Source organism: Ottowia thiooxydans DSM 14619 (genome assembly GCF_000422885.1).
Classification (GTDB): Bacteria; Pseudomonadota; Gammaproteobacteria; order Burkholderiales; family Burkholderiaceae_C; genus Ottowia; species Ottowia thiooxydans.
Map to the genome: position 1 here is coordinate 88,860 of NZ_AUGX01000015.1, position 21,211 is coordinate 110,070.

The following is a 21,211-nucleotide window of genomic DNA, read 5'->3' on the forward strand; positions in this document are numbered from 1 at the left end:
GAACATGAACAGACAAACGAACGCGGGCGCTCTGAAGGGCAGGAAAATCACCGTGCACGACATGACGCTGCGCGATGGCATGCATCCCAAACGCCACCTGATGACGCTGGAGCAGATGACCACCATTGCCCAGGGGCTGGATGCCTCCGGCGTGCCGCTGATTGAAGTCACCCATGGCGATGGCCTCGGCGGCAGTTCAGTCAACTACGGATTTCCCGCGCATACCGATGAAGAGTATCTTGGCGCGGTCATTCCGCTCATGAAGCAAGCCAAGGTGTCGGCGCTGCTACTACCCGGCATAGGCACTGTCGATCATCTGAAGATGGCGCGCGAGCTCGGTGTGCACACCATTCGCGTAGCCACCCACTGCACCGAGGCCGATGTGAGCGAGCAGCACATCTCCATGGCCCGCAAGATGGATATGGATACCGTCGGCTTCCTGATGATGAGCCACATGCATACCCCTGAAGGCCTGGTCACTCAGGCCAAGCTGATGGAGAGCTACGGGGCCAACTGTATCTACATCACCGATTCGGCTGGCCACATGCTGCCGGGAGATACCAAGGAAAAGCTCAGCCGGGTTCGCCAGGCACTTCGGCCTGAAACTGAACTGGGCTTTCATGGTCATCACAACCTCGCGATGGGCGTGGCCAACTCGATCGCCGCTATTGAAGCAGGCGCCAACCGCATCGACGCAGCCGCCGCAGGTCTGGGCGCTGGTGCGGGCAACACCCCCATGGAAATCCTGGTTGCGGTGTGCGATCTCATGGGTATTGAGACCGGGGTGGATGTCTTCGCCATTCAGGATGTGGCGGAAGACCTTGTGGTGCCCATCATGGATTTCCCCATTCGCTGTGATCGCGATGCGCTCACGCTGGGCTATGCAGGCGTCTACGGATCGTTCCTGCTGTTTGCCAAGCGCGCGGAGAAGAAGTACGGCGTGCCGGCGCGCGAGATCCTGGTGGAGATGGGCCGCCGCGGCATGGTTGGTGGACAGGAAGACATGATCGAAGACACGGCACTCACCCTGGCCAAAGCACGCGAAACTGCAGCGCGCAAGGCTGCCTGACTGGAGACGAACGAACATGGCACTTGATAAGCAAACTCTCGACCAACTGGCACTTCATCTGGAAAATTGCCAGTTGGAACGCAAAGACACACTGAAGGTGACCGACACCCACCCGGACATGGACTGGGATGACGCCTACGCTATTCAAGACCGTATCCTGGCCGCCAAGCTTGCACGCGGCGCTCGCATGGCGGGTTACAAAGCGGGCCTGACTTCACACGCCAAAATGAAGCAGATGGGTGTGACCGACCCCGTGTTCGGCTTCCTCGTCGATGACTACATCGTGGCCGAAGGTGCTGAGATCAAAGTCAGCGAGTTGATTCACCCCAAGGTCGAACCCGAAATCTGTTTTGTGACCAAGGCGGAGCTGAAAGGCCCTGGTTGCAGCATCGCCAACGTGCTCGCCGCGAGCGACATCGTCCTGCCTGGGATCGAGATCATCGACAGCCGCTATCGCGACTTCAAGTTCGATTTGAAGAGCGTGGTGGCAGACAACACATCCGCTTCACGTTTCGTCGTGGGTGGCCATGCCGTAGATGCGCGCAGTGTGGATTTGCGTACCACCGGGATCGTGCTGGAAAAGAATGGCGAAGTGGTGGCGCTTGGCGCCGGAGCTGCCGTGCTGGGTCATCCGGCTGCCGCAGTGGCCATGCTGGTCAATCACCTGGGCCGGCGCGGCAAGAGCCTGCCGGCGGGAAGCTTGGTGCTCTCTGGCGGGATCACCGAGGCGGTATCAGTCAAGGCCGGCGACAACGTCACGCTGCGGGTGCAAGGCATGGGCAGCGTTTCAACACGATTCGTTTGATTCAGGAGCGGTCGTGCTTCAGTACGAGGCTTCCCCGTAGTCTTTCCAAACCCTAGGGTCACGCAAGATTTTTCCAGCGTTGTCATAGGGAACCCTGCTGGCTTTAACTCGCTTTCCCCTTAAGCGGGAGGGCGTTGGCGCGCGGGTGTGCGCCCACGGCTCAGTGCCCGGCGTCCGGAAGCCGTGCTCACTCGAAATTGGCTCTTAGTTCACTCAAAACTCATTTTTATCAGGAGACCTCATGAAACGACGCCATCTGATCGCCGCCGCAGCGGCAGTAGCAAGTACCGGTACTCTGCCCACCCTGGCATGGGGACAAGCGGCGTACCCTGCCAAGCCGGTGAAACTGATCGTCCCATTTCCGCCCGGCGGCCCCACCGACATCATGGGCCGCACGGCTGCCAAGGCTATGGGTGACAAACTGGGCCAGCAATTCGTGGTTGAAAACAAAGCCGGCGCCGGTGGCAACATTGGCACGGATGCGGTCGCCAAGGCTGCGGCAGATGGCTACACCATTGCCCTGGCCGCCATCAGCAGCCTGGCGATAGGTCCGCACCTGTACAGCAAGTTTCCTTTTAACGTCGAGAAGGATCTGGCGCCGATTTCTCTTGTGGGCACCACGCCTTGCGTTGTTGTGATCAATCCTTCGGCACCGTTCAGTGATTTGAAGGGCTTGGTGGCGTACGCAAAAGCCAATCCAGGCAAACTGCAATACGCCGTTTCCGGCATTGGCACCAGCAACCACCTGGCCGCCGAATTGCTGCAGTCAGTGGCCGGTATTCAGCTCACCAGTATTCCCTACAAAGGCTCCAGCCAGATCATTCCTGATTTGCTGTCCGGAGTGATTCAACTCAGTATGGAAAGCTCGCTGGCGACCACCTTGCAGCACATCAAGGCTGGAAAGTTGAAAGCTCTTGCCGTGACGTCTGCCAAACGCTCCAAGGCCTTGCCGGATGTGCCCACCGTGGCGGAGTCAGGCTTTCCTGGGTTCGAGGTGGAGACTTGGTTTGGTCTGGTGGCGCCTGCCGCGACACCGCCAGCTGTCGTGCAAAAGCTTCACGATGCCTGGGCGGAGGGTGCCAAGACAGGCGAAGCCCAATCCGCCTTCGATAATATTTCGGGAAATCTGCGCGTGAACTCCCCGCAGGAGTTTGCCGCCTTCATCAAGGCTGAGAACAAGCGCTGGGGGGATCTGATCCAGAAGCTGGCTATCAAGGCAGAGTAGAAGGCGGACTGAAGACGGCGCACCCCCTGCCGGCTGGTTCAGGGTAGGTGCAGCCAGCATCTCCATGGTGTGGTGAAAATTTATCAGGCCCTGGCTGATGCGCTGACCTCACCCTGCAGGGATTGGAGTGCGGCTTGATCATCGATATACTCCGGGACATGGTTCGCTCTCTGCCTCGCCAATTCGCTCTCAACGCCTTCGTCGCTTCTTGCACGATGGTGGTTCTCGAGCGCGCATCGGCGCCAGTCAGTGCGAAGTCCAAAGCCAAGAAACAGTCGCTCATCTGACCGGAGCCAGCTGTTCCGTCGGATGAGCGACGGAACAGCAGGCCGGTGGCATCTCCCTCCCATTTTTTCCCGGCTCGCTTGTCTAGCGCGCCTCTGAACGGACTTTTTAGTCGGTCGAGTTCAAGGGAAAAACATGTCTCATTTTTCAGGTATCTGGATTCCACTCGTGACGCCGTTCAACGCGGGCAGCGTCGATTTCATCGCGCTCGATGCGCTGGTCCGGCGCTACGCACGCACCGGTATTTCCGGGTTTGTGGCCCTGGGCACAACGGGCGAGCCCGCTGCACTGGATGACCGCGAGCAAGACGCTGTGCTCGCCACCGTGCTCTCAGCAGCAGGCGGCCTGCCGGTCGCGGTGGGCGTGAGCGGCAACCATACTGCACAGGTCTGTGACCGTGTGGCTGCACTCAATGCCCGGCCCATTGCCGGGGTACTGGTCAGTGCGCCGTACTACATCAAGCCATCGCAAGCAGGCATCATCGGCCACTTCACGGCAATCGCGGACGCGAGCCAGGCTCCCGTGATCCTCTACGATATTCCGGCACGTACTGGAGTGGAGCTTGAATTGCAGACACTCCTGGAGCTCGCGGCGCATGAGCGAATCACAGCCATTAAAGACTGTGGAGGCGCACCTGAAAAGACACGGTCTCTCATTCTCGATGGGCGCCTCGAAGTGCTCTGCGGCGAAGACCTCGATCTATTCAATGTGCTTTGCGAGGGCGGCAGCGGAGCGATCGCGGCATCGGCGCACCTTTTTCCTGAGCGGTTCGTTGCGCTGGCGTGCTTGCTGCGGGAGGGGAAGCTCACTGAAGCGCGTCCGATCTGGCATGCCTTGGTTCCGGTCATACAGGCCACTTTTGCAGAACCTAATCCCGGGCCGTTGAAGGCTGCACTTGCTCAACTGGGGAGCATGCGCAATGAACTGCGCGCGCCGATGACACCAGTCAGCAGGGAGCTGGAGATTGAACTTCAAAAATTGACTGCGTAGACGAAGCCGTTATAAGCGGCTCCCATTGAGACTTTATAGATAATGACCAATACCCGTTCGGGCCTGTCGAAGCCTTGCGCGGCGCTTCGACGCTTCGACTGCTCAGGATAGGCTAGGCTCAACGTGACCGGGCTAGGTCGATTGTCACGATTGACGAAAACGTCAGTAGGCTCAATAGTGCGGTGGTCTCTCGTCGAGTGCGTTGGTGGAGGTTTGTGAGCCACCTTCGGGCACCCGTCTGCGCAAGTCATCCAGCTCGATCAAGAGGCGATCAATCTGTTGCTGTTGCCGGTAGATGGTCAGATTGAGCTGGTCGAGCAAGTCTTCGCCATAGCTGGCCTTGATTTCCAGTGCGGTCAGTCGGTCGTTGGTGTCGTCAGAAGTTGGCATGGGGTGATCATAGTGCGCCACTCTGCAAGACTGGCTCTGGGGCAGTTTCCTTGCGAGCTTGCCCAATTGAGCCGCGTGCGAGGCGTGCCACACACACCTCATCACGCGTCGCGGGAGTCCGTAATTACGCAGTGCCGTGCAGGCCGCCCGGCGCTTCCGATGAGTTGGGTTTGAGGCTGCAATCACTGCAGATGCCGTGCATTTCCACTGCAGCCGTGTTCAATTTGAAAGAATTCTCGCGGGACCAGCTTTTCAAGCGCCGATCGATTGCTGTGTCCGAGAACTCGTCCACGTGTCCGCATTGGTCGCAGATGGCAAAGACAACCAGGTGGGTCCCATGTCCGTGTCCATGATCGTGCGGGTGCGCACATGCCACGAAAGAGTTCAGGCTTTCCACCCGATGCACGAGGCCGTACTCCATCAACTTGTCCAGCGCGCGGTAGACCTGTTGCGGTGCACGCAGCCCTTCACCCCGCAGCTGGTCCAACAGTGCGTACGCACTGGATGGCGTTTCTTCGCGCGCAAGCGCATCCAGCACCAGTGACTGATGCTTGGTCAGCTCATGAGCTTGGGACTTGGCTGGTTCCGGCATGGTTAAGCTAAGAGCGGTAGCTGTCAGGTTGTATGTGATGTAGTAACCGCTGAAGTTTAGCGTGTCTGCTCTGAGGCGGGGGGAGGACGAAAAAAATGAGCCTCGCTGGCAAGCACTAGGGTGCCGGCTGGCAGGCTCTTCAATGGCGCCAGACGGGCGCCTCCCACGATGAAAGAAACAAAGCGAATAGACCGCTGGACTGGGATAAAGCGTACAGGGCCGCTTTATGAGCCGGGCGCTTGCCGCATGCCGGCTTGTTACTTGGTCAGGATCAGTTTGCCCAGCTTGGTGGCCTGCAACCGATAGACCGATCCGTTGTGAGTGATCTCTATCGTTTTGCGGCCTTGAAGCAGGTGATTGCTAGGTAGTGGAGAGGGGGAAACCGCCGGCTCGGCTGCTGCCGCCACTTTCCCAGATTGGGAGGGATGCGGCTGGGGCATGTCCGAGGCGCTTGGCATGATGGGTAATCCCGTTCAGCGTTTGGGTTCAGTGATAAAACCGATTTTCTTCAAGCCTGCCTGCTGTGCCGCCGCCATGGCCATGGCCACGCGCTCGTAGCGAACTTCCTTGTCACCACGAATGTGCAGTTCTGGTTGGGGCTCCTTCGCGGATTCGGCGGTCAGGCGTGCGGGCAGTGCATCGTCTGAAATCTTTTCCTCTCCCAGGAAATAGCTACCATCGGCTTGCACGGAAAGATTCAGCGTCTCGGGCTTGATCAATTCTTTCTCGTTCGAGACGTTAGGCAATTCCACATTCACGGCGTGTTTCATAACAGGCACGGTGATGATGAAGACGATCAGCAGCACCAGCATCACGTCGATGAACGGGACCATATTGATCTCGCTCATCACCTCGTCGGTATCGTCGGCGATAAATCCGGCCATTATCTAGCTCCTCGACTCATCTTATGCCTTCTTCATCGGCACTACGCGGCTATCTGCAGGACCAGCAATGACGCGGGCACCCGTGACGTAGTAGCTATGAAGATCGTGCGCAAAGCGACCAAGCTTGGCCAGAATGTGCTTGTTGCCACGCACGAGTGCGTTGTAGCCCAGCACGGCAGGAATAGCGACTGCCAGGCCCATCGCGGTCATGATCAGTGCTTCGCCGATGGGGCCGGCCACTTTATCGATGGTGGCTTGACCGGCGGCACCGATGCTCATCAGGGCGTGATAAATACCCCACACGGTGCCAAACAGACCTACGAACGGAGCAGTGGAGCCCACAGACGCCAAAATAGCCAAACCGGCTTGCAGTCTGCCGGTGGTGTTATCGATGCTGTTGCGCAGGGCGCGCGAGATCCAATCGCTCACATCCAGCGAATCGTGCAATTGGGCTTGCGTAGCGCGGTGGTGGGCAGCTGCTTCGCGGCCTTCAATGGCCAGCTCACGGAAAGGGTTGCTGTCTGACGTACCAAGCTTGTTCAAGCCTTCTGCCATGTCCGTGGAATGCCAGAAGCCTTCCACTTTCGCGGCCAGGCTCTTGGCGCGTATGACATCCAGCGCCTTGATGAGGATCACAACCCAGGACGCGAGCGACATGCCAATCAACGCGATGAACACCGTGCGAGTGACCCAGTCACCCTGGGACCACACGTGATAAAGACCAAACTGAGAATCCATGCTTACTCCAGAACGAAATTAAGAGGTACGTTGAACCACATCGCCTCCGCCACGCCATCGCGGGTGCCAGGCTTATAGCGCCAACGGTCGCGCGCGGTTTCCAAAGCGACTTGATCGAGCCGCTCAAAACCACTGGAACGCTGAATTCGAGCTTCCTGTGCGCGCCCGTCAGGGCCGATCAACACCCGTACGACAACCCGACCACTTTCGCCCAGACGGCGGCTCATGGCAGGGTAGGGCGGAGCTGCGTTGTTCAAATAGTCCGCAGTGCTCGACGGTTGCACCATTTTCGGTGGTGCGGGTGGGGCGGGCGGTGCAGGGGGAGCTGGTGGCGCCGGTGCCGGTTGAGGCGCAGGAACCGGCGCCGGCGCCGGCGCAGTGACGACAGGCGCGTTATCTACCGCAGGGGCTGGTGAGTTGATCGCCAGTGGTTGTGGCGCAGGCGCAGGGCGTGGCCGTTCAACCGGTTGGGGGCGCGGTTTGGGAGGTGTAGGAACCGGCGGGGTGGGCGCCGGCGGTGGTGGTACGGGCGGGCGTTCCGGCGCAGGTGGTGCGGGAGTGATGAATTCGGCCAGTATTTCAGCCGGAACCACCACTTCTACCGCGCGCCGTAACAAGCCGCTTTGAAGTGCCCACAATCCCAAACCGTGAAATAGCAGTACGCCGCCAACAATGACCGTATTGCGGCTCAGGCGGAGTGTGCGTGTCTGTTGAGGGGACAAGGAAGAAGAGTTGGACATCGTAATCGCGGCGGCCAGCGGAACCCTTGCGGCTGCATGACCATACAGGACGAAATGAAAAAAAGGCCGCGGTTTGCGTTTCAATAAGGAGAGATTTTTAGCGCCGCAGTACCCACAGCAGCGCACCGATCACCAGGATCAAGCTACCGCCGAAAGCCAGAAGAGCTCCACCGTTCATCTGCTGGTACCCAGGTCAGGCGACGGCGAAATTATTAAAGCCGCTCGCGTTGGCTGCGCCTTCCTGGCGCAGAGCAGCGGTGGGGTGGCTCGCACTGCATTGGTTCACGATGTCCCGGGCGCAACCCTCACAGGCGCCGCAGCACGTCGCGACACCCAGCTCAAGCTGGATGTCATCGAAGCTCATGCCCGCATGCGCATGACGAGTGATGTCGCGATCTGAAACCCGATTGCAAACGCAAACGATCATGATGAAATAACCTTTGGAGGCGAATTCTTGACCTCCATAATAAATGAGAATTAATCTCATTGTCAATGGCTATGCCGTCAATAGGGGAAAGTAATGAGCAGCGGGGCCCCGATCAGGAGGGGCTGAGGAGCGCTGGCGTGGCTTCATCCAGCGTGCGGCAACCGGTCAGCGCCATGGCTATTTCCAACTCATCACGCAAAAGCCGTATGACGCGCGCCACACCCAGGGCCCCGTCCACGGCCAGGCCGTGCATAGCGGGCCGGCCGATCAGCACGGCGTTGGCACCCAGCGCCAGGGCCTTGAGAACATCGGTGCCGCGGCGAATCCCTCCGTCTACGATGAGAGGTAAGCCTCCTTCCAGCGCCCTGGCAATGAGCGGCAGGGCACGCGTGGTGGTGGGGGCGGTATCGAGCGTCCTTCCGCCATGGTTGCTAACAATCAGGCCGGCCACGCCGAGTCGTTTGGCCTGCAGCGCGTCTTGCGGATGCAGTACGCCCTTGAGCCAGATTGGCAAGGGTGTTCGCTCCTGTAGCCAGGCGATGTCTTCCCAGCAAGGGGCGTGCGCAGGCAGGCCTGCGCAGTAGGTCTCGCTTGGTTGGTATGAAGGGGCGGGCAGGTTTTGCAGATGCACACTGCCCATGCCTGTGGGCAGTGTGAAGCCGGAGCGTCGTTCGCGGTCACGCGCGCCGCTCACTGGCGCATCGGCGGTTAATACCAGTGATTCATAGCCGGCGGCTTGTGCGCGTTGGGCAAGCGCAAGATTGAAGGCGCGGTCATGCTGCCAGTACAGTTGGAACCAGAGCGGGCCGCGACCAGGATCGTCCAACACCGCACTGGCAATCGCTTCCATAGGTGTGCTGGATTGGGTGCTCAACACATATCCGGCGCCTTGGGCGGCGGCGGCCAGTGCACTGCCGAGTTCGCCATCCGGATGTGCCAGCTTCTGGTGGGCTACGGGCGCCAGCAAGATGGGGTGTGCCAGTTCGCGCCCTGCCAGTCGCAGCTTGGTATGCCCTCCGGTCAATGGCCTCAGAACACGCGGCCATAGCTCCAGGCTCTGCCAGGCTTCGGTATTTCTGCGAAGCGTCAGTTCATCGGCTGCGCCTCCGCTGAAGTACGCCCAGATACCGGGCTCCAGCTTTTCGCGCGATTGGGCTTCGTAGTCGGCCAAAGTCACCGGTTGAAGAGGGGGCGTGATGTGCGAAACAGCCATGGCGAAGCTTAGTTCATGGTCAGGCTCTGCACCGGTGAACACGTTCCCAAGCGTTCAGGTGTTGGCCCACATGCGGAGCAGGTTGTGGTACGTGCCGGTGAGGGCTCGCGCTTCGGCAGTTTCTCCGTGTCGCTGCCGTAGCGCTAGCAGTGACATATCCATGTCAAACAGCAGGGCGCGTTGTTCAGGCGATCGCACCATACTTTCGATCCATAGGAAACTTGCCAGGCGCTCGCCTCGCGTCACCGGTCGCACCTCGTGCACACTGGTGCCAAGATACAACACTGCATCTCCGGCCGGCAGTTTGACTTCGCGTGAGGGTTCACCAGGGCCGCCATGCACTACCAGCTCTCCGCCTTCGTAGTCCACCGGATCGCAGAAAAACACCGTACAGGAGAGATCGCTGCGTACCCATTCGCCACTGGCTGAGGAGTGCATGACCGCCCCGTCTACATGGGGGCCGTAATGATTGGCATCGCCGCTATAACGATTGAAGAGCGGGTTGAAGATCCTGCGCGGCAAGGCTGCAGACAGCATCACCGGATCCCGCCGCAGGGCACCCAGCACCATTTCTCCCAATGCGCGGGCGCAAGAGCTTTCCTGCGCCAGTTGCTGGTTGTTTTTTTGTTGAACGGCCTGTGCGCCGGCACTGGTGCGCCCGTCTATCCAAGGCGTATCCGGCGCCAACAAGAGGGCGCGCGCCTGCGCTACTTCGTCGGGGGTGAGCAGGCCTTTGAGGTGCAGCAGCATTTGACCTGGAGCGGTAATTAGCCGGTTGTTTACTTTCGGTGGATACTACCGCAGAGAAGCTAGCGCTCGCGCCACGAGGGCAGCGAGCGCTTTCAACCGGCCGTCGCTAGGAAGCTATCAGAACAATGCCTTGAGCGTGAGCTGCACTTTGCGTGGTGCGCCGGGCACGTAAAACCCGCGATACAAGGCGTCAGCGTACAGCTTGTTGGTCAGGTTGCTCACGTTGAGCTTGAGCGTGATCTTTTCGCTGAACGCATACTCAGCCATCGCATCGAACGTGACGAAGCTGGCCGCGCGGACGGCACGTGAGCCTTCCGGATTCTGGCTGCTGCGGTAGTTGGCACCTACACCAAAACGCAGCTGAGGAATGACGCGGTATGTGGTCCAGAGGCTGCCGGAATGCCGGGGCGTGAGGCCTGGGCGATCTCCCTGCACTTGCGCTCCGCCACCGTTGGCTGCCAGTGCGACGTTGCTGCTGTCAATCTTGGCGCGAGGAATCCAGGTGTGGTTCCAGAAGACTTCCCAAGCTGGGGTCACGCGGCCGGCGAAGTTAAATTCCATGCCTGCAGCATGGCGTTTGCCGGAAAGCAGTTCTTGTGAAGACGCAGTGTCCGGGTCGGTATTGCGTTCGTTGTACTTCTGGCTATAGAAGAGCGCTACGCCAGCCAGAGCGCGTTTTTCAAACAGGTCCCATTTGCCGCCGATTTCGAAGCTCCTGCTTTTCTCCGGTGGGGTGTTGGAAGACTTGGCTGTACCTGTTCCCACGGACACGCCATATTGGTAGGCGTCCCCCGAGGTGTTGAACGAAGTGCCATACGACGCATAGTACGAGGAGATGTCGTTGGGCTGATAGATGAGGCCCAGACGTGGGCTAAAGAGGTTGTCGTTACGCGCATTGCTGAGCGAGCCATCAGCGTTGTGATAGGACGCACGGAAGTGGTCGAATCGCACGCCGCCCACCAGTTTGAGCGTCTCGGTGAGCTCCATGGTGTCTTGCGCATAGAGGCTGATACTGCGCGAGGTGAAGGTGTTGTAGGGCACCGGCGTGGCACGCATATCTGGCACGGACGCGCCGTCGTTGGGAGTGCCTACGGTCGTGTTGGGCCGCGCTGGAGTGTTGGGCAGCGGGTAGTTGTTGTTGCGCTTGGCTTTCTCATCGTAGATATCGACGCCTGTCAGCAGGGTGTGTTTGCGGCCACCCAGATTGAAGGTCTGGCTGTAATCGCTTTGCAGCTGTACGACGTCGCTCTTGCCAATACGCCCCTTGGATCCACGCGTCAGCACTGTGCTGTCGGTGATGTCGCTCAGCACCGTTGGGCGGGGGGTTGCGAATCCAATGGTGCTGCCCAGCACATCACGTTCATACTGGCCTGCGCGCAGACGTGTTTTGAGTTCGCCGCCATTGTCAAAGCGGTGGGTGTGGCCAAAGGTGAGGTATTTGGCGGACGTGTCCTGATGGTCGCCGGCCAAACCGTAGAAGCCCTTCGCAGGCAGCGTTGGAATAATGTTGCCAGCGGAATCCAGAAGCCATGGGTGCGAGTAGCTTGTGCGCCCTTGCACGTCCAGATAGTAGGCCCCGACGGAAAACTCATCGCGCGTCCCGATGCCCCAGCGGAATGTTGGCGCGATACCGATCTTGCGTTGTTTGGCACCCCAGTTCTCAGCGTCGTGGCCCAGCAAATTCAGGCGTAATGCGGAGTCATCGCCAGTCTGGAAGTTCAGATCGCCTGTGACGCGCTTTTCACTGCCACTGCCGATCGTGGCGTTGAACTCGTGCTGGGTCATCAGGAACGGTTGCTTGCTGACCTGGTTAATCACCCCACCGGTAGAGCCCTTGCCGAACAGCATCGAGGCAGATCCTTTGATGATTTCAATGCGGTCTTCGTTGAAGGTGTCGCGCTCATACAAAGGTGCATCGCGCATGCCGTCACGATAGATGTCGCCAGCCTGGCCGAGCGAGAAGCCGCGCAGGCGGACATCTTCCTCGCCGGTTTCACCAGCCTGGAAGGTGACGCCTGCAGTAGTGCGCAGCACATCACGGAAGTCATCCAGATTTCTATCGTTGATGAGCTTTTCTGTCATCACGGTGACGCTTTGCGGGATGTCGCGAAGTTCTTGATCACCCTTGCCGATCTGGGTACGGGTGGCACGCAGCTCGTTTTTGCTGTTGGTGGCGCCGCTGTCTTTCAGCGCTGAATCCCGAATGGTTACCGTGCCCAGCGTAGCCGCCGGGGGAGCGGCAGGCGCTTGCGTCTGGGCCCACGCCCCACCCGCCAACGAACCTGCAAGAAGCATCGCCCCCAGAGGGCGCAAAGCCGGAGCAGCCGTGCTTGCGACAGGGCTAGACGCCTGGCGCGCGGCACGGGCCAGGGGAGACTCAAGGTCGTGGAAAGGAGAGGACATGGATGGGCCAGTCAGACAGTGGATGAGAAAAGGGAGCTGGCTACATGAGCGTCCCATCTCTGAGGCGCGTTTCGCTTGCTTGCAATGAATCAGAAAACTTTGCGATTCTACTCAAGTGAGAATCGTTTGCATTCGTGTTGTTGCAAAAAGGAGACGCTTGTGACCGGTGATTTCCAAGCCCGACAGCCTTCTGGTCCGAGCGCGCCGAATGCACGGTGTCGAGGCCGGCGTTTCGGCGTAGGGCGCATTGCGTGCCTGGCTCGCAGCACCGACTGGCTGCATCCGGTGCCGGCGCACACCGCTGGCACGGAGAAAGTACTTCTATTACCCTTTAATCGGAGTTCAGTGTTGTCTGTAAAGTGTTTTTTCAATATGAAACTAACCGAGATAATAATAAGAATGAAAACAATTCTTGATTACATTCTCGGGTTTCTATTTCAAAGCACTCCGATTTCTGAGGGGCATTAGCTGCCCATCTGGGTTTGCAGGTAGTTTTGCAGACCCACTTTTTCGATTAGATCGAGTTGGGTTTCGAGAAAGTCGATGTGCTCTTCAGTGTCGTTGAGGATTTCCTGCAACAGATCGCGCGAAACGTAATCACGAACGCTTTCGCAGTGGGCCATGCCATCCTTTACGGTGGCTTGAGCGCCCTGTTCGAGCTTCAGATCGCTGCGCAACGCTTCGGGTACATCTTCTCCTATCATGAGCTTACCCAGGTCCTGGAGGTTGGGCAGGCCGTCAAGGGAGAAGATTCGGTCCATCAGCTTATCGGCGTGTTTCATCTCGCCGATGGATTCCTCATACTCCTTCTTGGCCAGCTTCTCCAACCCCCAATGCTTGTACATGCGATAGTGCAGGAAGTATTGGTTGATGGCGGTCAGTTCGTTTTTCAACTGAGCTTGCAGGAACTCAATGGCCTTTTTATCACCTTGCATAGTTAACTCCAGAGGGATTCATAAAACTGGATTTTAACCAGTCCAATTGAGTAAGTGGGGAATAGACGCCGAATATCTATTCAAATCAGCTGCTTTTTATAAAGTCAGCGGCAGTTGTGCCCCTTGTGGCGACCCATGATTTTTTTAAATGTCCCGCGGCGGGCTCACGGGGCGTGTTCAACACTCCACTGTTCGCTTCAAGCGGTTCCCGCAGTTCCCCTCGCGAAGGCTCTGAGCGGGTCGCAGGGGTGCGTACACCTGCGCACCTGGAACTCGGGCTGAGTACAAATGGGTGCATTTCCTGTAAATTCATGCGAAGAGTCATAGGAAGAGTCATGCTTACGCTGGTGCGCGTTCGGGCGTCTGTACGGTTCTATCTGGTAAATCGCCGTGTGTGCGTGGAACCAGCAAACGTTCTCCGCCACGCTCCACCACGTGGTGTCTACGCTTCTGCCGAGGCGTGCACGCTCGCAAGGTCTTCGGCAAACAGGATTTCCAAGGATAGAAACTAAGATGAAAGTCAAACGCTTCAGCACCCGTTCAACGGCTCTTGAACTACCCGCGACGCAGGGGATTGCACGCCGTGCTTTGCTCCAGAGGGCGGCTTTCATGGGCGCTGGAATAGGCTTAGGGGTGGGGCTGCCCGCCTGCGGTAGTGATAGCGCGGCAGTCTCTGCCGCCGCCGCGTTGCCTCACATGGCCCGTGAACTGTTGAAGAAAACTGGTGTACCTGGCCTCGCTTTAGCGGTGGTCCACAGGGGCGAAATTCTGCTCGCTGAAGGGTATGGCGTGTGCCAGATCGGGCGTCCCGAAACGGTGAATGCCGATACCGTGTTTCAGCTAGCCTCGATTTCCAAACCGCTGGGCGCTACTGTGGTGGCGCGTCAGGTGGGTGAGGGTCTGGTGAGCTGGAATACGCGGATACGCGACCTACTGCCCGGATTTGAGCTCAGCAACGCAGAGACTACCGAACAATTGACGGTGGCTGATCTCTATTCGCACCGCAGTGGTTTGCCTGGTCATGGGGGCGATGATCTGGAAGAAATGGGCTGGCCTCAGCACGAGGAGTTCAAGCGGGCGCGCCTTCTGCCGCTTCTACCGTTTCGCCAGTACAACAAATATACAAACCTGGGCCCCACGGTGGCGGGCGTTGGCGTAGCGGGCCGTGCCGGCACGGACTGGGCCACACTCTCACAGACAACGCTCTACGCGCCTTTGGGTATGACGCGCACTACCTCGCGCTATGCAGAATTTGCTGCACAGAGCAATCGAGCGGTAGGGCATGTGCGTGACGGCACCGGGTGGACTCCGGGCGCGGTGAGAAACGCTGATCCCCAATCGCCTGCGGGGGGCGCCAGCAGCAGTGTGCGTGACATGGCGCGCTGGCTGGCGTTGTTGTTGGCTGAAGGACGCTGGGACGGCCGCTCCCTGGTCGCGTCCGGCCCGTTGCAAGATGCCATGTCTCCGCATTCTTCAGACGGATCCTATGGTTATGGCTTCAATGTCGGCATCATGAGCCAGGGAGGACCCCGCACGGCGAGTCACTCCGGCGCTTTTGGGTTGGGGGCTGCCACTTGCTTCATGATGGTTCCGGAGCACGATGTTGCCGTTATTGTGCTGACCAACAGCTCTCCCATTGGCGTGCCCGAAACGCTCTGCCGCCAATTTCTGGATCTGGTTGTGGAAGGACGTGAAACCCGGGATTGGTGGACCCTGTACAGCGAAGGCCTGGCTGAGCTCTCGGCACCCCTGGGGAGTCTGGTGGGCCAACCCCTGCCTACCAACCCCGTGCCGCCTAAAGCGCTTGATCGTTACGTGGGCAGCTACAAAAATGACTACTTCGGTGCTTTTAACGTGGACATTGGCGAAGACGGAATGCTGAGACTTGCATTGGGGCCCATTCCGCAGCGGTATTCGATGCGCCATTGGAGCGGAGACGATTTCGTCTACTATCCTTCTAGCGAAAGCCTGCCCCCGGGAAGTGTCTCTTTGCTGCGCTTCAATGTGGCCGCCGGTACCCTATGGGTGGAGGTGTATAGCGGTAACGGACTCGGGCTCTTTACGCGCGCCTGAGGCGTTTCTTGCGCACAGAGTGAAAGGCCACACGCTGCCTGAAGGGCATTACGCCCGCTCTGTACAATGACTTCAACGAATTTTTACGCCGGCTTCGCCCGGCGATTTTTGTCTTGACGCTTGACGTTTCCCCTGTTGCTGATGCCCTGGTTGAGCTGCGCGGCGTGACCTTTGGTTACGAAGAGCGGCCGATACTCAAGGATCTCTCTCTCGTGGTGCCACGCGGGAGAGTCACGGCACTCATGGGCGCATCCGGTGGCGGCAAGACCACGGTTCTGCGCCTGATTGGTGGGCAATATCGGGCGCAAAAAGGTGAGGTCCTGCTTGATGGCAAAGACATAGGCACCATGGAAGAGGCGCCTCTTTATGCGGCTCGCCGGCGTATGGGCATGCTCTTTCAGTTTGGCGCGCTGTTCACCGATCTTTCCGTCTTTGAGAACGTCGCGTTTCCGTTGCGTGAGCACACCAGCTTGCCTGAGGCACTGATTCGCGACATCGTGCTCATGAAGCTGGGCGCGGTGGGCTTGCGGGGCGCGCGCGATCTCATGCCTGGGCAAGTATCTGGCGGTATGGCTCGCCGCGTGGCTTTGGCGCGCGCGATTGCGCTGGATCCAGAGCTCGTGATGTACGACGAACCTTTCGCCGGCCTCGATCCTATTTCGCTCGGCACGACAGCACGTTTGATTCGCCAACTGAACGATGCACTGGGCATCACCAGCATCGTGGTTTCTCACGACGTGGACGAGACCTTCCGTATCGCGGATCAAGTCATTATCTTGGCGGATGGGGGTATTGCGGCCCAGGGAACTCCTGAGGAAATTCGCGCCAGTAACGATCCGCTGGTGCGGCAGTTTGTGGGCGCGGATGCAGATGGGCCCGTGCGTTTCCATTACCCCGGCCCCACTATTGAGCAAGATTTTGGTGCAGATGCGTCCGAGGTGGCTCGATGAGCTGGTGGCGCCCTTCTGACATCGGATTCGCGTTGCGCTCCAGTGTGGCTGACATGGGCTACGCCACACGTTTCTTCTGGCGCCTGGTCAAACTGGCAGGGCCAACTTTCCGGCGTTTTTCGCTGGTTCGCGACCAGATCCATTTTTTAGGTAACTATTCGCTGGCCATCATCGCCATCTCAGGTTTGTTTGTGGGGTTCGTATTGGCTCTGCAGGGCTATAACATTCTGCAACGCTACGGCTCTGCCGAGGCCGTGGGCTTGATGGTCGCGCTCTCCCTGTTACGAGAGCTGGGGCCCGTGGTGGCGGCGCTTTTGTTCGCCGGGCGCGCGGGCACCTCGCTCACGGCGGAAATCGGACTGATGAAGTCGGGTGAGCAGTTTTCGGCCATGGAGATGATGGCGGTGGATCCGGTGCGCCGCATCATTGCGCCCCGGTTCTGGGCGGGTGTGATTGTGCTGCCGCTCTTGACCGCAGTCTTCAATGCGGTGGGCATCCTGGGCGGATGGGTGGTCAGTGTGACGATGATTGGCGTCGACCCAGGTGCGTTTTGGAGCCAGATGCAAGGCGGGGTCGATGTTTGGGCCGATTTGGGCAATGGCGTGATCAAGAGCCTGGTGTTTGGTGTCACGGTAAGCTTCGTGGCGCTACTGCAGGGCTACCGTTCCAAACCCACGGCCGATGGTGTAGCGCGAGCCACCACTCGCACGGTGGTGATGGCGTCGCTGATGGTACTGGGGCTGGATTTCCTGCTCACGGCCATGATGTTTAGTTTTTGAGTGCTTGGTTTAAAGGACTGCAAGCGACATGGGACGTTCAAAAAACGATTTCTGGGTAGGGCTGTTCGTGCTCATCGGTCTGGTGGCGCTGGTATTCCTGGCGCTGCAATCGGCTAATCTGCTGAGCCTGAATTTCCAGCGCGGCTACCGCATTACGGCTGACTTCGACAACATTGGGGGGCTTAAACCCAAAGCCGCTGTGAGAAGTTCGGGTGTAGTGGTGGGGCGCGTGGTCTCGATTGGTTTCGACGACAAGAAATTTCAGGCCCACATTGCGCTCGACATGGATCCCCGCTTTGCGTTTCCCAAAGACAGCTCGCTGAAAATTCTTACAAGCGGACTGCTGGGCGAGCAATACATTGGGGTTGAACCCGGTGCCGATGAGAAAAATCTGGCCGCCGGTGATAATGTCACCAGCACGCAGTCTGCCATTGTGTTGGAGAGCCTGATTAGCCAGTTCCTCTTCAATGGGGCGGCTGGGGCTGGTTCTTCAGGCGGTGCATCAGAAGCACAGAAAAACGGCTCGAAATAGCGCTGCTATAGCCGTCAAAATAAGCGAAAAGCGGTTCCTCCCGAGAGGTTGGATCGCATGAATTAAGAATAAGGTACTCGATGAATACGCAAGCGCCGGCATGGTTCCGGTTGTCTGGCCGATTGGCCGCAGTCATGCTGGCAATGGCTTTGGTTGGCTGCGCCAGTGCGCCAAACGCTGACCCTCGTGATCCCTGGGAGCCCTATAACCGCTCGATGACCACGTTCAACGACGCGGTAGACGACGCCGTGTTGAAGCCTGTGGCCACGGCCTATAAAGAAGTCTTGCCACGGCCGGTACGTACGGGCGTAGGTAATTTCTTTGGTAACTTGAGTGACGTCTGGTCATTTGTCAATAACGTGCTGCAAGCCAAACCAGAAGGCTCGCTGCATTCGCTTTGGCGTGTGGTGATCAATACATCGATCGGCATTGGTGGGGTTTTCGATCCAGCGAGCGAGATGCGGCTGGAGCGCCACCGAGAAGATTTCGGCCAAACGCTTGGGCGCTGGGGTGTGCCGTCGGGCCCTTATGTGGTGCTGCCCATCCTCGGTCCAAGCACGCTGCGTGACTCCGTCGCGCTGCCAGTCGACTCTTATGGCCAGCCTCTCCGGCATGCCGACAATGTTCGCTTGCGTAACTCACTTTCCGCGCTTGGAATAGTGGATGTCCGCGCACGTTTGCTCGAACTTGGCAATATTCTGGATGCAGCCGCACTGGATCCTTACACCTTCAAGCGAGATGTCTACCTCCAAAAGCGGCAGAGTGATATCTCCGACGGGAACAGCTCTGCGAACGAGGAGCGCTACGACCTCGACGAGGGCGATTCTGGCACGGCGCCCAAAGCCCCTGCTGCTTCCCCTCGCGCGCCCAGGCCTGCTCAGGGACGCGTCGCGCGCTGAGAAGACTTCACCGTGGCAAGTGTCGTGAACCAGCGGTTCACAGAACAACTTGTAACAGCATAGGGGAACCTCGAGCTGTTCGGTGTATTCAAAATTCAGGTGACGTGCGTTGCGTCATTTTGCGAGAAAGAAATAATATGAATCAGCCGTTTCGCCGCTCATTCCTCAAATGCTCGGCTGTCCTCGTTGGAGCTTTGACCCTAGCTTCGGCCGCGCCCTGGGTTCATGCCGCAGATGAGGCCCCGGACGCCATGATTCGGCGTCTTTCAGCCGAAGTGCTCGACACCATTCGCTCGGATAAATCGCTGCAAGACGGCAATGTGGCGCGCGTCATGGCCGTGGTCGACAGCAAGATCATGCCGAACGTCAACTTCCGTCGTATGACCGCTTCGGCTACCGGCCCTGGTTGGCGTAAGGCCACGCCTGAGCAGCAACAAAAGCTGCAGCAGGAGTTCAAGACCCTGTTGGTGCGCACTTACGCTGGCGCGCTGAGGCAGGTGAGCGACCAGGCCATTGAAGTGCGCCCCATGCGTTCTACTGATAGCGACAAGGAGGTGCTGGTTCGCACCTTGGTCAAAGGCAAGGGCGAGCCAGTTCAGCTTGATTACCGTCTGGAAAAAACACCCGGGCAGGGCGCCGGCTGGAAGATATACGATCTGAACGTGGCTGGCATTTGGCTCGTCGATACTTACCGTCCGCAATTCGCCCAGCAGATTAATGCCAATGGCATTGACGGCTTGGTCGCGTCTTTGGTTGAGCGCAATCAGGCCAATGCCAGCACGAAGAACTGATAGATCAACTATTTATATCCTGAACTAGGACATCGAATTGCTGGTTCTTCCTGCTGAACTCACTTCTGTGCAGGCTGAGCCCTGCCTGAACATGTTGCTGAAAGCCGCGCGGGCGGAGTCTGGCACAGAAATACTCGTGGACGCCAAGGCGCTCGCGCGATTCGACTCATCGGCATTGGCGGTCTTGCTGGAATGCCGGCGTGAATGTATCCATGACGGAAAAACGTTTGCAGTGCGGGGATTGGCCCCGCGTTTGCGCGAATTGGCGGGCTTATACGGCATATCGGCATTACTACCCGAGCATGCGTAGCTCCTAGAGAGGGGCAATCTTCTGGTGATTGAAGGGCGAGATGTGCGCAGCTTGCCGTTTAATGTTCGCCATCCTCTCAGTCCACCACTGTGAGACAGCACTTTGAACTCACGCAGAGAGTTCATTTGGAAGTCATCGGGATTTCACTCACGCGGATGGGGGCATAAGACAAGTCAGCGCTGGGGTCATGGTCCCCCTTTTTTTGGCATCCATGATCTACGGTGTCAGCATCCGTGGAACCTTTGGCGGTTGCTCGTTACTCATGAGGAATGACACGAGCTAAAGCTTCCAAGGATGTTCCCAGATGAGCGCCCTTCCTATTTCTAATTCCCGTGCCGCCCCCTATCTGGGCGCTGTCGTCGGCTTTGACAACTGCTCGGGCGCTCAACAAGACATCTGCAATAGCTTGCTGCAAGCAGCGAGCCATCCTTCTGGAGATGTCAACGGCAAAGTGGCAGGCACTCAACGCACAGTAGGGGAGTGCCTGACTGCATTTGTGGATTCCGGCGAGCCCGACGATTATGAGTTCGTGATTAACTGTGCCGCTGGTAGCGGAGACATTGCTGCATTCTCAAAATCACTGCTGGCCAGCAGGTTTGCGAAAGGCTCAGACGATTTTATGTCTTCAGTTCGGGAGATGGTTCAGAAGCTGATGGACATCACCAGCGGGTTCATCTCGTCTCACGCTCGGGCGCAGCCAGAGCTTTTGTTGCTGGCGGCCACTCGGTTAACCGGCGAGAAAGACGGCTCAGCGATTCCACTTGCAGTCAAAGAAGCGGTCCAGGCTTTTGATCAATCTGAATGGCGTCCTCTCTGGTGGATGATGCGGCCCCCAAGCGTGGAAGGCACTTTTGATCTGGAGAGCGTTCACAAGCTTCCGAAGGATTTCGAGCGCATGCCCCTGAGAGCCAAACACGTGAAAGTTCCGGACGACGGATCTTGCATGTTACGCGTATGCTTGGCGGTTGAGCTTAAGGAAGAGCGTTGGATGGAACGCGGTGTGAGCAAAGAAGAGCTTTATCAAAAGCTCGTCGACACAGGGTGGGACCTCAAGATCAAAGACGCGATCAAAGCGGCCTACGCGGCTGCCTCTGAAGTATGTGCACCATCCACCGCGTTCGCCAAGAAATTCAGTGTTGAAGGGCTTTTCGATTGCACCGTTGCCAATTTTAATTTCAACCTGTACTCTCCCGTAGGCATCAACAGTCTCATGGACGGTGTCGATGGCGCAGGGGAAGTCGACGATTCATTTTTCCTCGAAACGTTTGCAGACGGAATCTACCAGCACATCCTTGTGACGTCGGGCGTAAATCTCCTGCCCATGGACGGCACTGATCTCGCGCAATTCGAAACTGGTGTCTGGTTGAAACAGACCGGCGTGCACTACGACGCAGTGGTGACAGAAAAATTCTTCCCGGCGAAATATTGAGC

Annotated in this window: 23 protein-coding genes; 12 read left to right on the forward strand and 11 right to left on the reverse strand. The window is 58.3% G+C overall.

Annotation, left to right across the window (positions count from 1 at the left end):
* Positions 1-4 precede the first annotated feature (4 nt).
* The 4 genes from dmpG (at position 5) to dapA (ending at position 4,374) form a co-directional block, all read left to right on the forward strand.
* Positions 5-1,069, forward strand: a complete 1,065-nt coding sequence (gene dmpG, locus G518_RS0114720) for a 4-hydroxy-2-oxovalerate aldolase (RefSeq protein ID WP_028603206.1) — start codon at positions 5-7, stop codon at positions 1,067-1,069.
* Between the two features lie 16 nt (positions 1,070-1,085).
* Positions 1,086-1,874, forward strand: coding sequence for a 2-oxo-3-hexenedioate decarboxylase (dmpH, locus tag G518_RS0114725; RefSeq protein WP_028603207.1), 789 nt, complete (start codon positions 1,086-1,088; stop codon positions 1,872-1,874).
* 241 nt (positions 1,875-2,115) lie between these two features.
* Positions 2,116-3,099: a Bug family tripartite tricarboxylate transporter substrate binding protein gene (locus G518_RS0114730; protein ID WP_028603208.1), complete on the forward strand. Its 984-nt coding sequence runs from the start codon at positions 2,116-2,118 to the stop codon at positions 3,097-3,099.
* A gap of 420 nt (positions 3,100-3,519) precedes the next feature.
* Positions 3,520-4,374, forward strand: coding sequence for a 4-hydroxy-tetrahydrodipicolinate synthase (gene dapA / locus G518_RS0114740; RefSeq protein WP_028603209.1), 855 nt, complete (start codon positions 3,520-3,522; stop codon positions 4,372-4,374).
* Positions 4,375-4,545: 171 nt separating this feature from the next.
* Here the strand turns inward: dapA and G518_RS0114745 are convergent, their stop codons facing one another.
* From G518_RS0114745 to bfr, 11 genes are all read right to left on the reverse strand, one after another.
* Complete coding sequence (locus tag G518_RS0114745) at positions 4,546-4,764, reverse strand: SlyX family protein (RefSeq protein WP_028603210.1); 219 nt, start codon at positions 4,762-4,764, stop codon at positions 4,546-4,548.
* A gap of 124 nt (positions 4,765-4,888) precedes the next feature.
* A complete protein-coding gene (locus G518_RS0114750) occupies positions 4,889-5,356 on the reverse strand; it encodes a Fur family transcriptional regulator (protein ID WP_028603211.1) in 468 nt (155 codons plus the stop codon).
* A 257-nt stretch (positions 5,357-5,613) separates the two neighbouring features.
* The gene (gene hemP, locus G518_RS0114755; RefSeq protein ID WP_028603212.1) at positions 5,614-5,814 is read right to left on the reverse strand and encodes a hemin uptake protein HemP; all 201 of its coding nucleotides are present in this window, start codon (positions 5,812-5,814) and stop codon (positions 5,614-5,616) included.
* A gap of 15 nt (positions 5,815-5,829) precedes the next feature.
* Complete coding sequence (locus G518_RS0114760; RefSeq protein WP_028603213.1) at positions 5,830-6,240, reverse strand: ExbD/TolR family protein; 411 nt, start codon at positions 6,238-6,240, stop codon at positions 5,830-5,832.
* Positions 6,241-6,261: 21 nt separating this feature from the next.
* The gene (locus G518_RS0114765) at positions 6,262-6,978 is read right to left on the reverse strand and encodes a MotA/TolQ/ExbB proton channel family protein (RefSeq protein ID WP_028603214.1); all 717 of its coding nucleotides are present in this window, start codon (positions 6,976-6,978) and stop codon (positions 6,262-6,264) included.
* Positions 6,979-6,980: 2 nt separating this feature from the next.
* On the reverse strand, positions 6,981-7,718 hold the full coding sequence (locus G518_RS0114770; protein ID WP_051236714.1) for an energy transducer TonB: 738 nt from the start codon (positions 7,716-7,718) through the stop codon (positions 6,981-6,983).
* Positions 7,719-7,911: 193 nt separating this feature from the next.
* Positions 7,912-8,145, reverse strand: coding sequence for a (2Fe-2S)-binding protein (locus G518_RS39330; RefSeq protein WP_084651852.1), 234 nt, complete (start codon positions 8,143-8,145; stop codon positions 7,912-7,914).
* 112 nt (positions 8,146-8,257) lie between these two features.
* On the reverse strand, positions 8,258-9,358 hold the full coding sequence (locus tag G518_RS0114780) for an alpha-hydroxy acid oxidase (protein ID WP_036594819.1): 1,101 nt from the start codon (positions 9,356-9,358) through the stop codon (positions 8,258-8,260).
* 54 nt (positions 9,359-9,412) lie between these two features.
* Positions 9,413-10,108, reverse strand: coding sequence for a Fe2+-dependent dioxygenase (locus tag G518_RS0114785; RefSeq protein WP_028603218.1), 696 nt, complete (start codon positions 10,106-10,108; stop codon positions 9,413-9,415).
* A gap of 117 nt (positions 10,109-10,225) precedes the next feature.
* Complete coding sequence (locus G518_RS0114790; protein ID WP_051236716.1) at positions 10,226-12,511, reverse strand: TonB-dependent receptor; 2,286 nt, start codon at positions 12,509-12,511, stop codon at positions 10,226-10,228.
* Positions 12,512-12,975: 464 nt separating this feature from the next.
* Entirely contained in the window at positions 12,976-13,446 is a 471-nt protein-coding gene (gene bfr, locus G518_RS0114795; protein WP_028603220.1) for a bacterioferritin, read from the reverse strand.
* A gap of 513 nt (positions 13,447-13,959) precedes the next feature.
* Between bfr and G518_RS0114800 the strand changes: the two genes are divergently transcribed.
* The 8 genes from G518_RS0114800 to G518_RS0114835 all read left to right on the forward strand — a co-directional run bounded on the left by G518_RS0114800 (position 13,960) and on the right by G518_RS0114835 (position 21,209).
* Entirely contained in the window at positions 13,960-15,519 is a 1,560-nt protein-coding gene (locus G518_RS0114800; RefSeq protein ID WP_084651838.1) for a serine hydrolase, read from the forward strand.
* Between the two features lie 113 nt (positions 15,520-15,632).
* Positions 15,633-16,469, forward strand: coding sequence for an ABC transporter ATP-binding protein (locus tag G518_RS0114805; RefSeq protein ID WP_028603222.1), 837 nt, complete (start codon positions 15,633-15,635; stop codon positions 16,467-16,469).
* Complete coding sequence (gene mlaE / locus G518_RS0114810; protein ID WP_028603223.1) at positions 16,466-17,248, forward strand: lipid asymmetry maintenance ABC transporter permease subunit MlaE; 783 nt, start codon at positions 16,466-16,468, stop codon at positions 17,246-17,248. Before G518_RS0114805 ends, mlaE begins: the two co-directional genes overlap by 4 nt.
* Positions 17,249-17,276: 28 nt before the next feature.
* Complete coding sequence (mlaD, locus tag G518_RS0114815) at positions 17,277-17,780, forward strand: outer membrane lipid asymmetry maintenance protein MlaD (RefSeq protein ID WP_028603224.1); 504 nt, start codon at positions 17,277-17,279, stop codon at positions 17,778-17,780.
* Between the two features lie 80 nt (positions 17,781-17,860).
* A complete protein-coding gene (locus G518_RS35260) occupies positions 17,861-18,679 on the forward strand; it encodes an MlaA family lipoprotein (RefSeq protein ID WP_051236719.1) in 819 nt (272 codons plus the stop codon).
* A gap of 137 nt (positions 18,680-18,816) precedes the next feature.
* A complete protein-coding gene (locus G518_RS0114825; RefSeq protein ID WP_028603225.1) occupies positions 18,817-19,470 on the forward strand; it encodes an MlaC/ttg2D family ABC transporter substrate-binding protein in 654 nt (217 codons plus the stop codon).
* A 37-nt stretch (positions 19,471-19,507) separates the two neighbouring features.
* A complete protein-coding gene (locus G518_RS0114830) occupies positions 19,508-19,780 on the forward strand; it encodes an STAS domain-containing protein (RefSeq protein ID WP_028603226.1) in 273 nt (90 codons plus the stop codon).
* Between the two features lie 406 nt (positions 19,781-20,186).
* Positions 20,187-21,209, forward strand: coding sequence for a hypothetical protein (locus tag G518_RS0114835; RefSeq protein ID WP_156909406.1), 1,023 nt, complete (start codon positions 20,187-20,189; stop codon positions 21,207-21,209).
* Positions 21,210-21,211: the final 2 nt, after the last annotated feature.

Bases quoted from the DNA above. Each gene is read 5' to 3' on its own strand.
- dmpG (WP_028603206.1), top strand. From the start codon at position 5: ATGAACAGACAAACGAACGCGGGCGCTCTGAAGGGCAGGAAAATCACC.
- dmpH (WP_028603207.1), top strand. From the start codon at position 1,086: ATGGCACTTGATAAGCAAACTCTCGACCAACTGGCACTTCATCTGGAA.
- G518_RS0114730 (WP_028603208.1), top strand. From the start codon at position 2,116: ATGAAACGACGCCATCTGATCGCCGCCGCAGCGGCAGTAGCAAGTACC.
- dapA (WP_028603209.1), top strand. From the start codon at position 3,520: ATGTCTCATTTTTCAGGTATCTGGATTCCACTCGTGACGCCGTTCAAC.
- G518_RS0114745 (WP_028603210.1), bottom strand. From the start codon at position 4,764: ATGCCAACTTCTGACGACACCAACGACCGACTGACCGCACTGGAAATC.
- G518_RS0114750 (WP_028603211.1), bottom strand. From the start codon at position 5,356: ATGCCGGAACCAGCCAAGTCCCAAGCTCATGAGCTGACCAAGCATCAG.
- hemP (WP_028603212.1), bottom strand. From the start codon at position 5,814: ATGCCAAGCGCCTCGGACATGCCCCAGCCGCATCCCTCCCAATCTGGG.
- G518_RS0114760 (WP_028603213.1), bottom strand. From the start codon at position 6,240: ATGGCCGGATTTATCGCCGACGATACCGACGAGGTGATGAGCGAGATC.
- G518_RS0114765 (WP_028603214.1), bottom strand. From the start codon at position 6,978: ATGGATTCTCAGTTTGGTCTTTATCACGTGTGGTCCCAGGGTGACTGG.
- G518_RS0114770 (WP_051236714.1), bottom strand. From the start codon at position 7,718: ATGTCCAACTCTTCTTCCTTGTCCCCTCAACAGACACGCACACTCCGC.
- G518_RS39330 (WP_084651852.1), bottom strand. From the start codon at position 8,145: ATGATCGTTTGCGTTTGCAATCGGGTTTCAGATCGCGACATCACTCGT.
- G518_RS0114780 (WP_036594819.1), bottom strand. From the start codon at position 9,358: ATGGCTGTTTCGCACATCACGCCCCCTCTTCAACCGGTGACTTTGGCC.
- G518_RS0114785 (WP_028603218.1), bottom strand. From the start codon at position 10,108: ATGCTGCTGCACCTCAAAGGCCTGCTCACCCCCGACGAAGTAGCGCAG.
- G518_RS0114790 (WP_051236716.1), bottom strand. From the start codon at position 12,511: ATGTCCTCTCCTTTCCACGACCTTGAGTCTCCCCTGGCCCGTGCCGCG.
- bfr (WP_028603220.1), bottom strand. From the start codon at position 13,446: ATGCAAGGTGATAAAAAGGCCATTGAGTTCCTGCAAGCTCAGTTGAAA.
- G518_RS0114800 (WP_084651838.1), top strand. From the start codon at position 13,960: ATGAAAGTCAAACGCTTCAGCACCCGTTCAACGGCTCTTGAACTACCC.
- mlaE (WP_028603223.1), top strand. From the start codon at position 16,466: ATGAGCTGGTGGCGCCCTTCTGACATCGGATTCGCGTTGCGCTCCAGT.
- mlaD (WP_028603224.1), top strand. From the start codon at position 17,277: ATGGGACGTTCAAAAAACGATTTCTGGGTAGGGCTGTTCGTGCTCATC.
- G518_RS35260 (WP_051236719.1), top strand. From the start codon at position 17,861: ATGAATACGCAAGCGCCGGCATGGTTCCGGTTGTCTGGCCGATTGGCC.
- G518_RS0114825 (WP_028603225.1), top strand. From the start codon at position 18,817: ATGAATCAGCCGTTTCGCCGCTCATTCCTCAAATGCTCGGCTGTCCTC.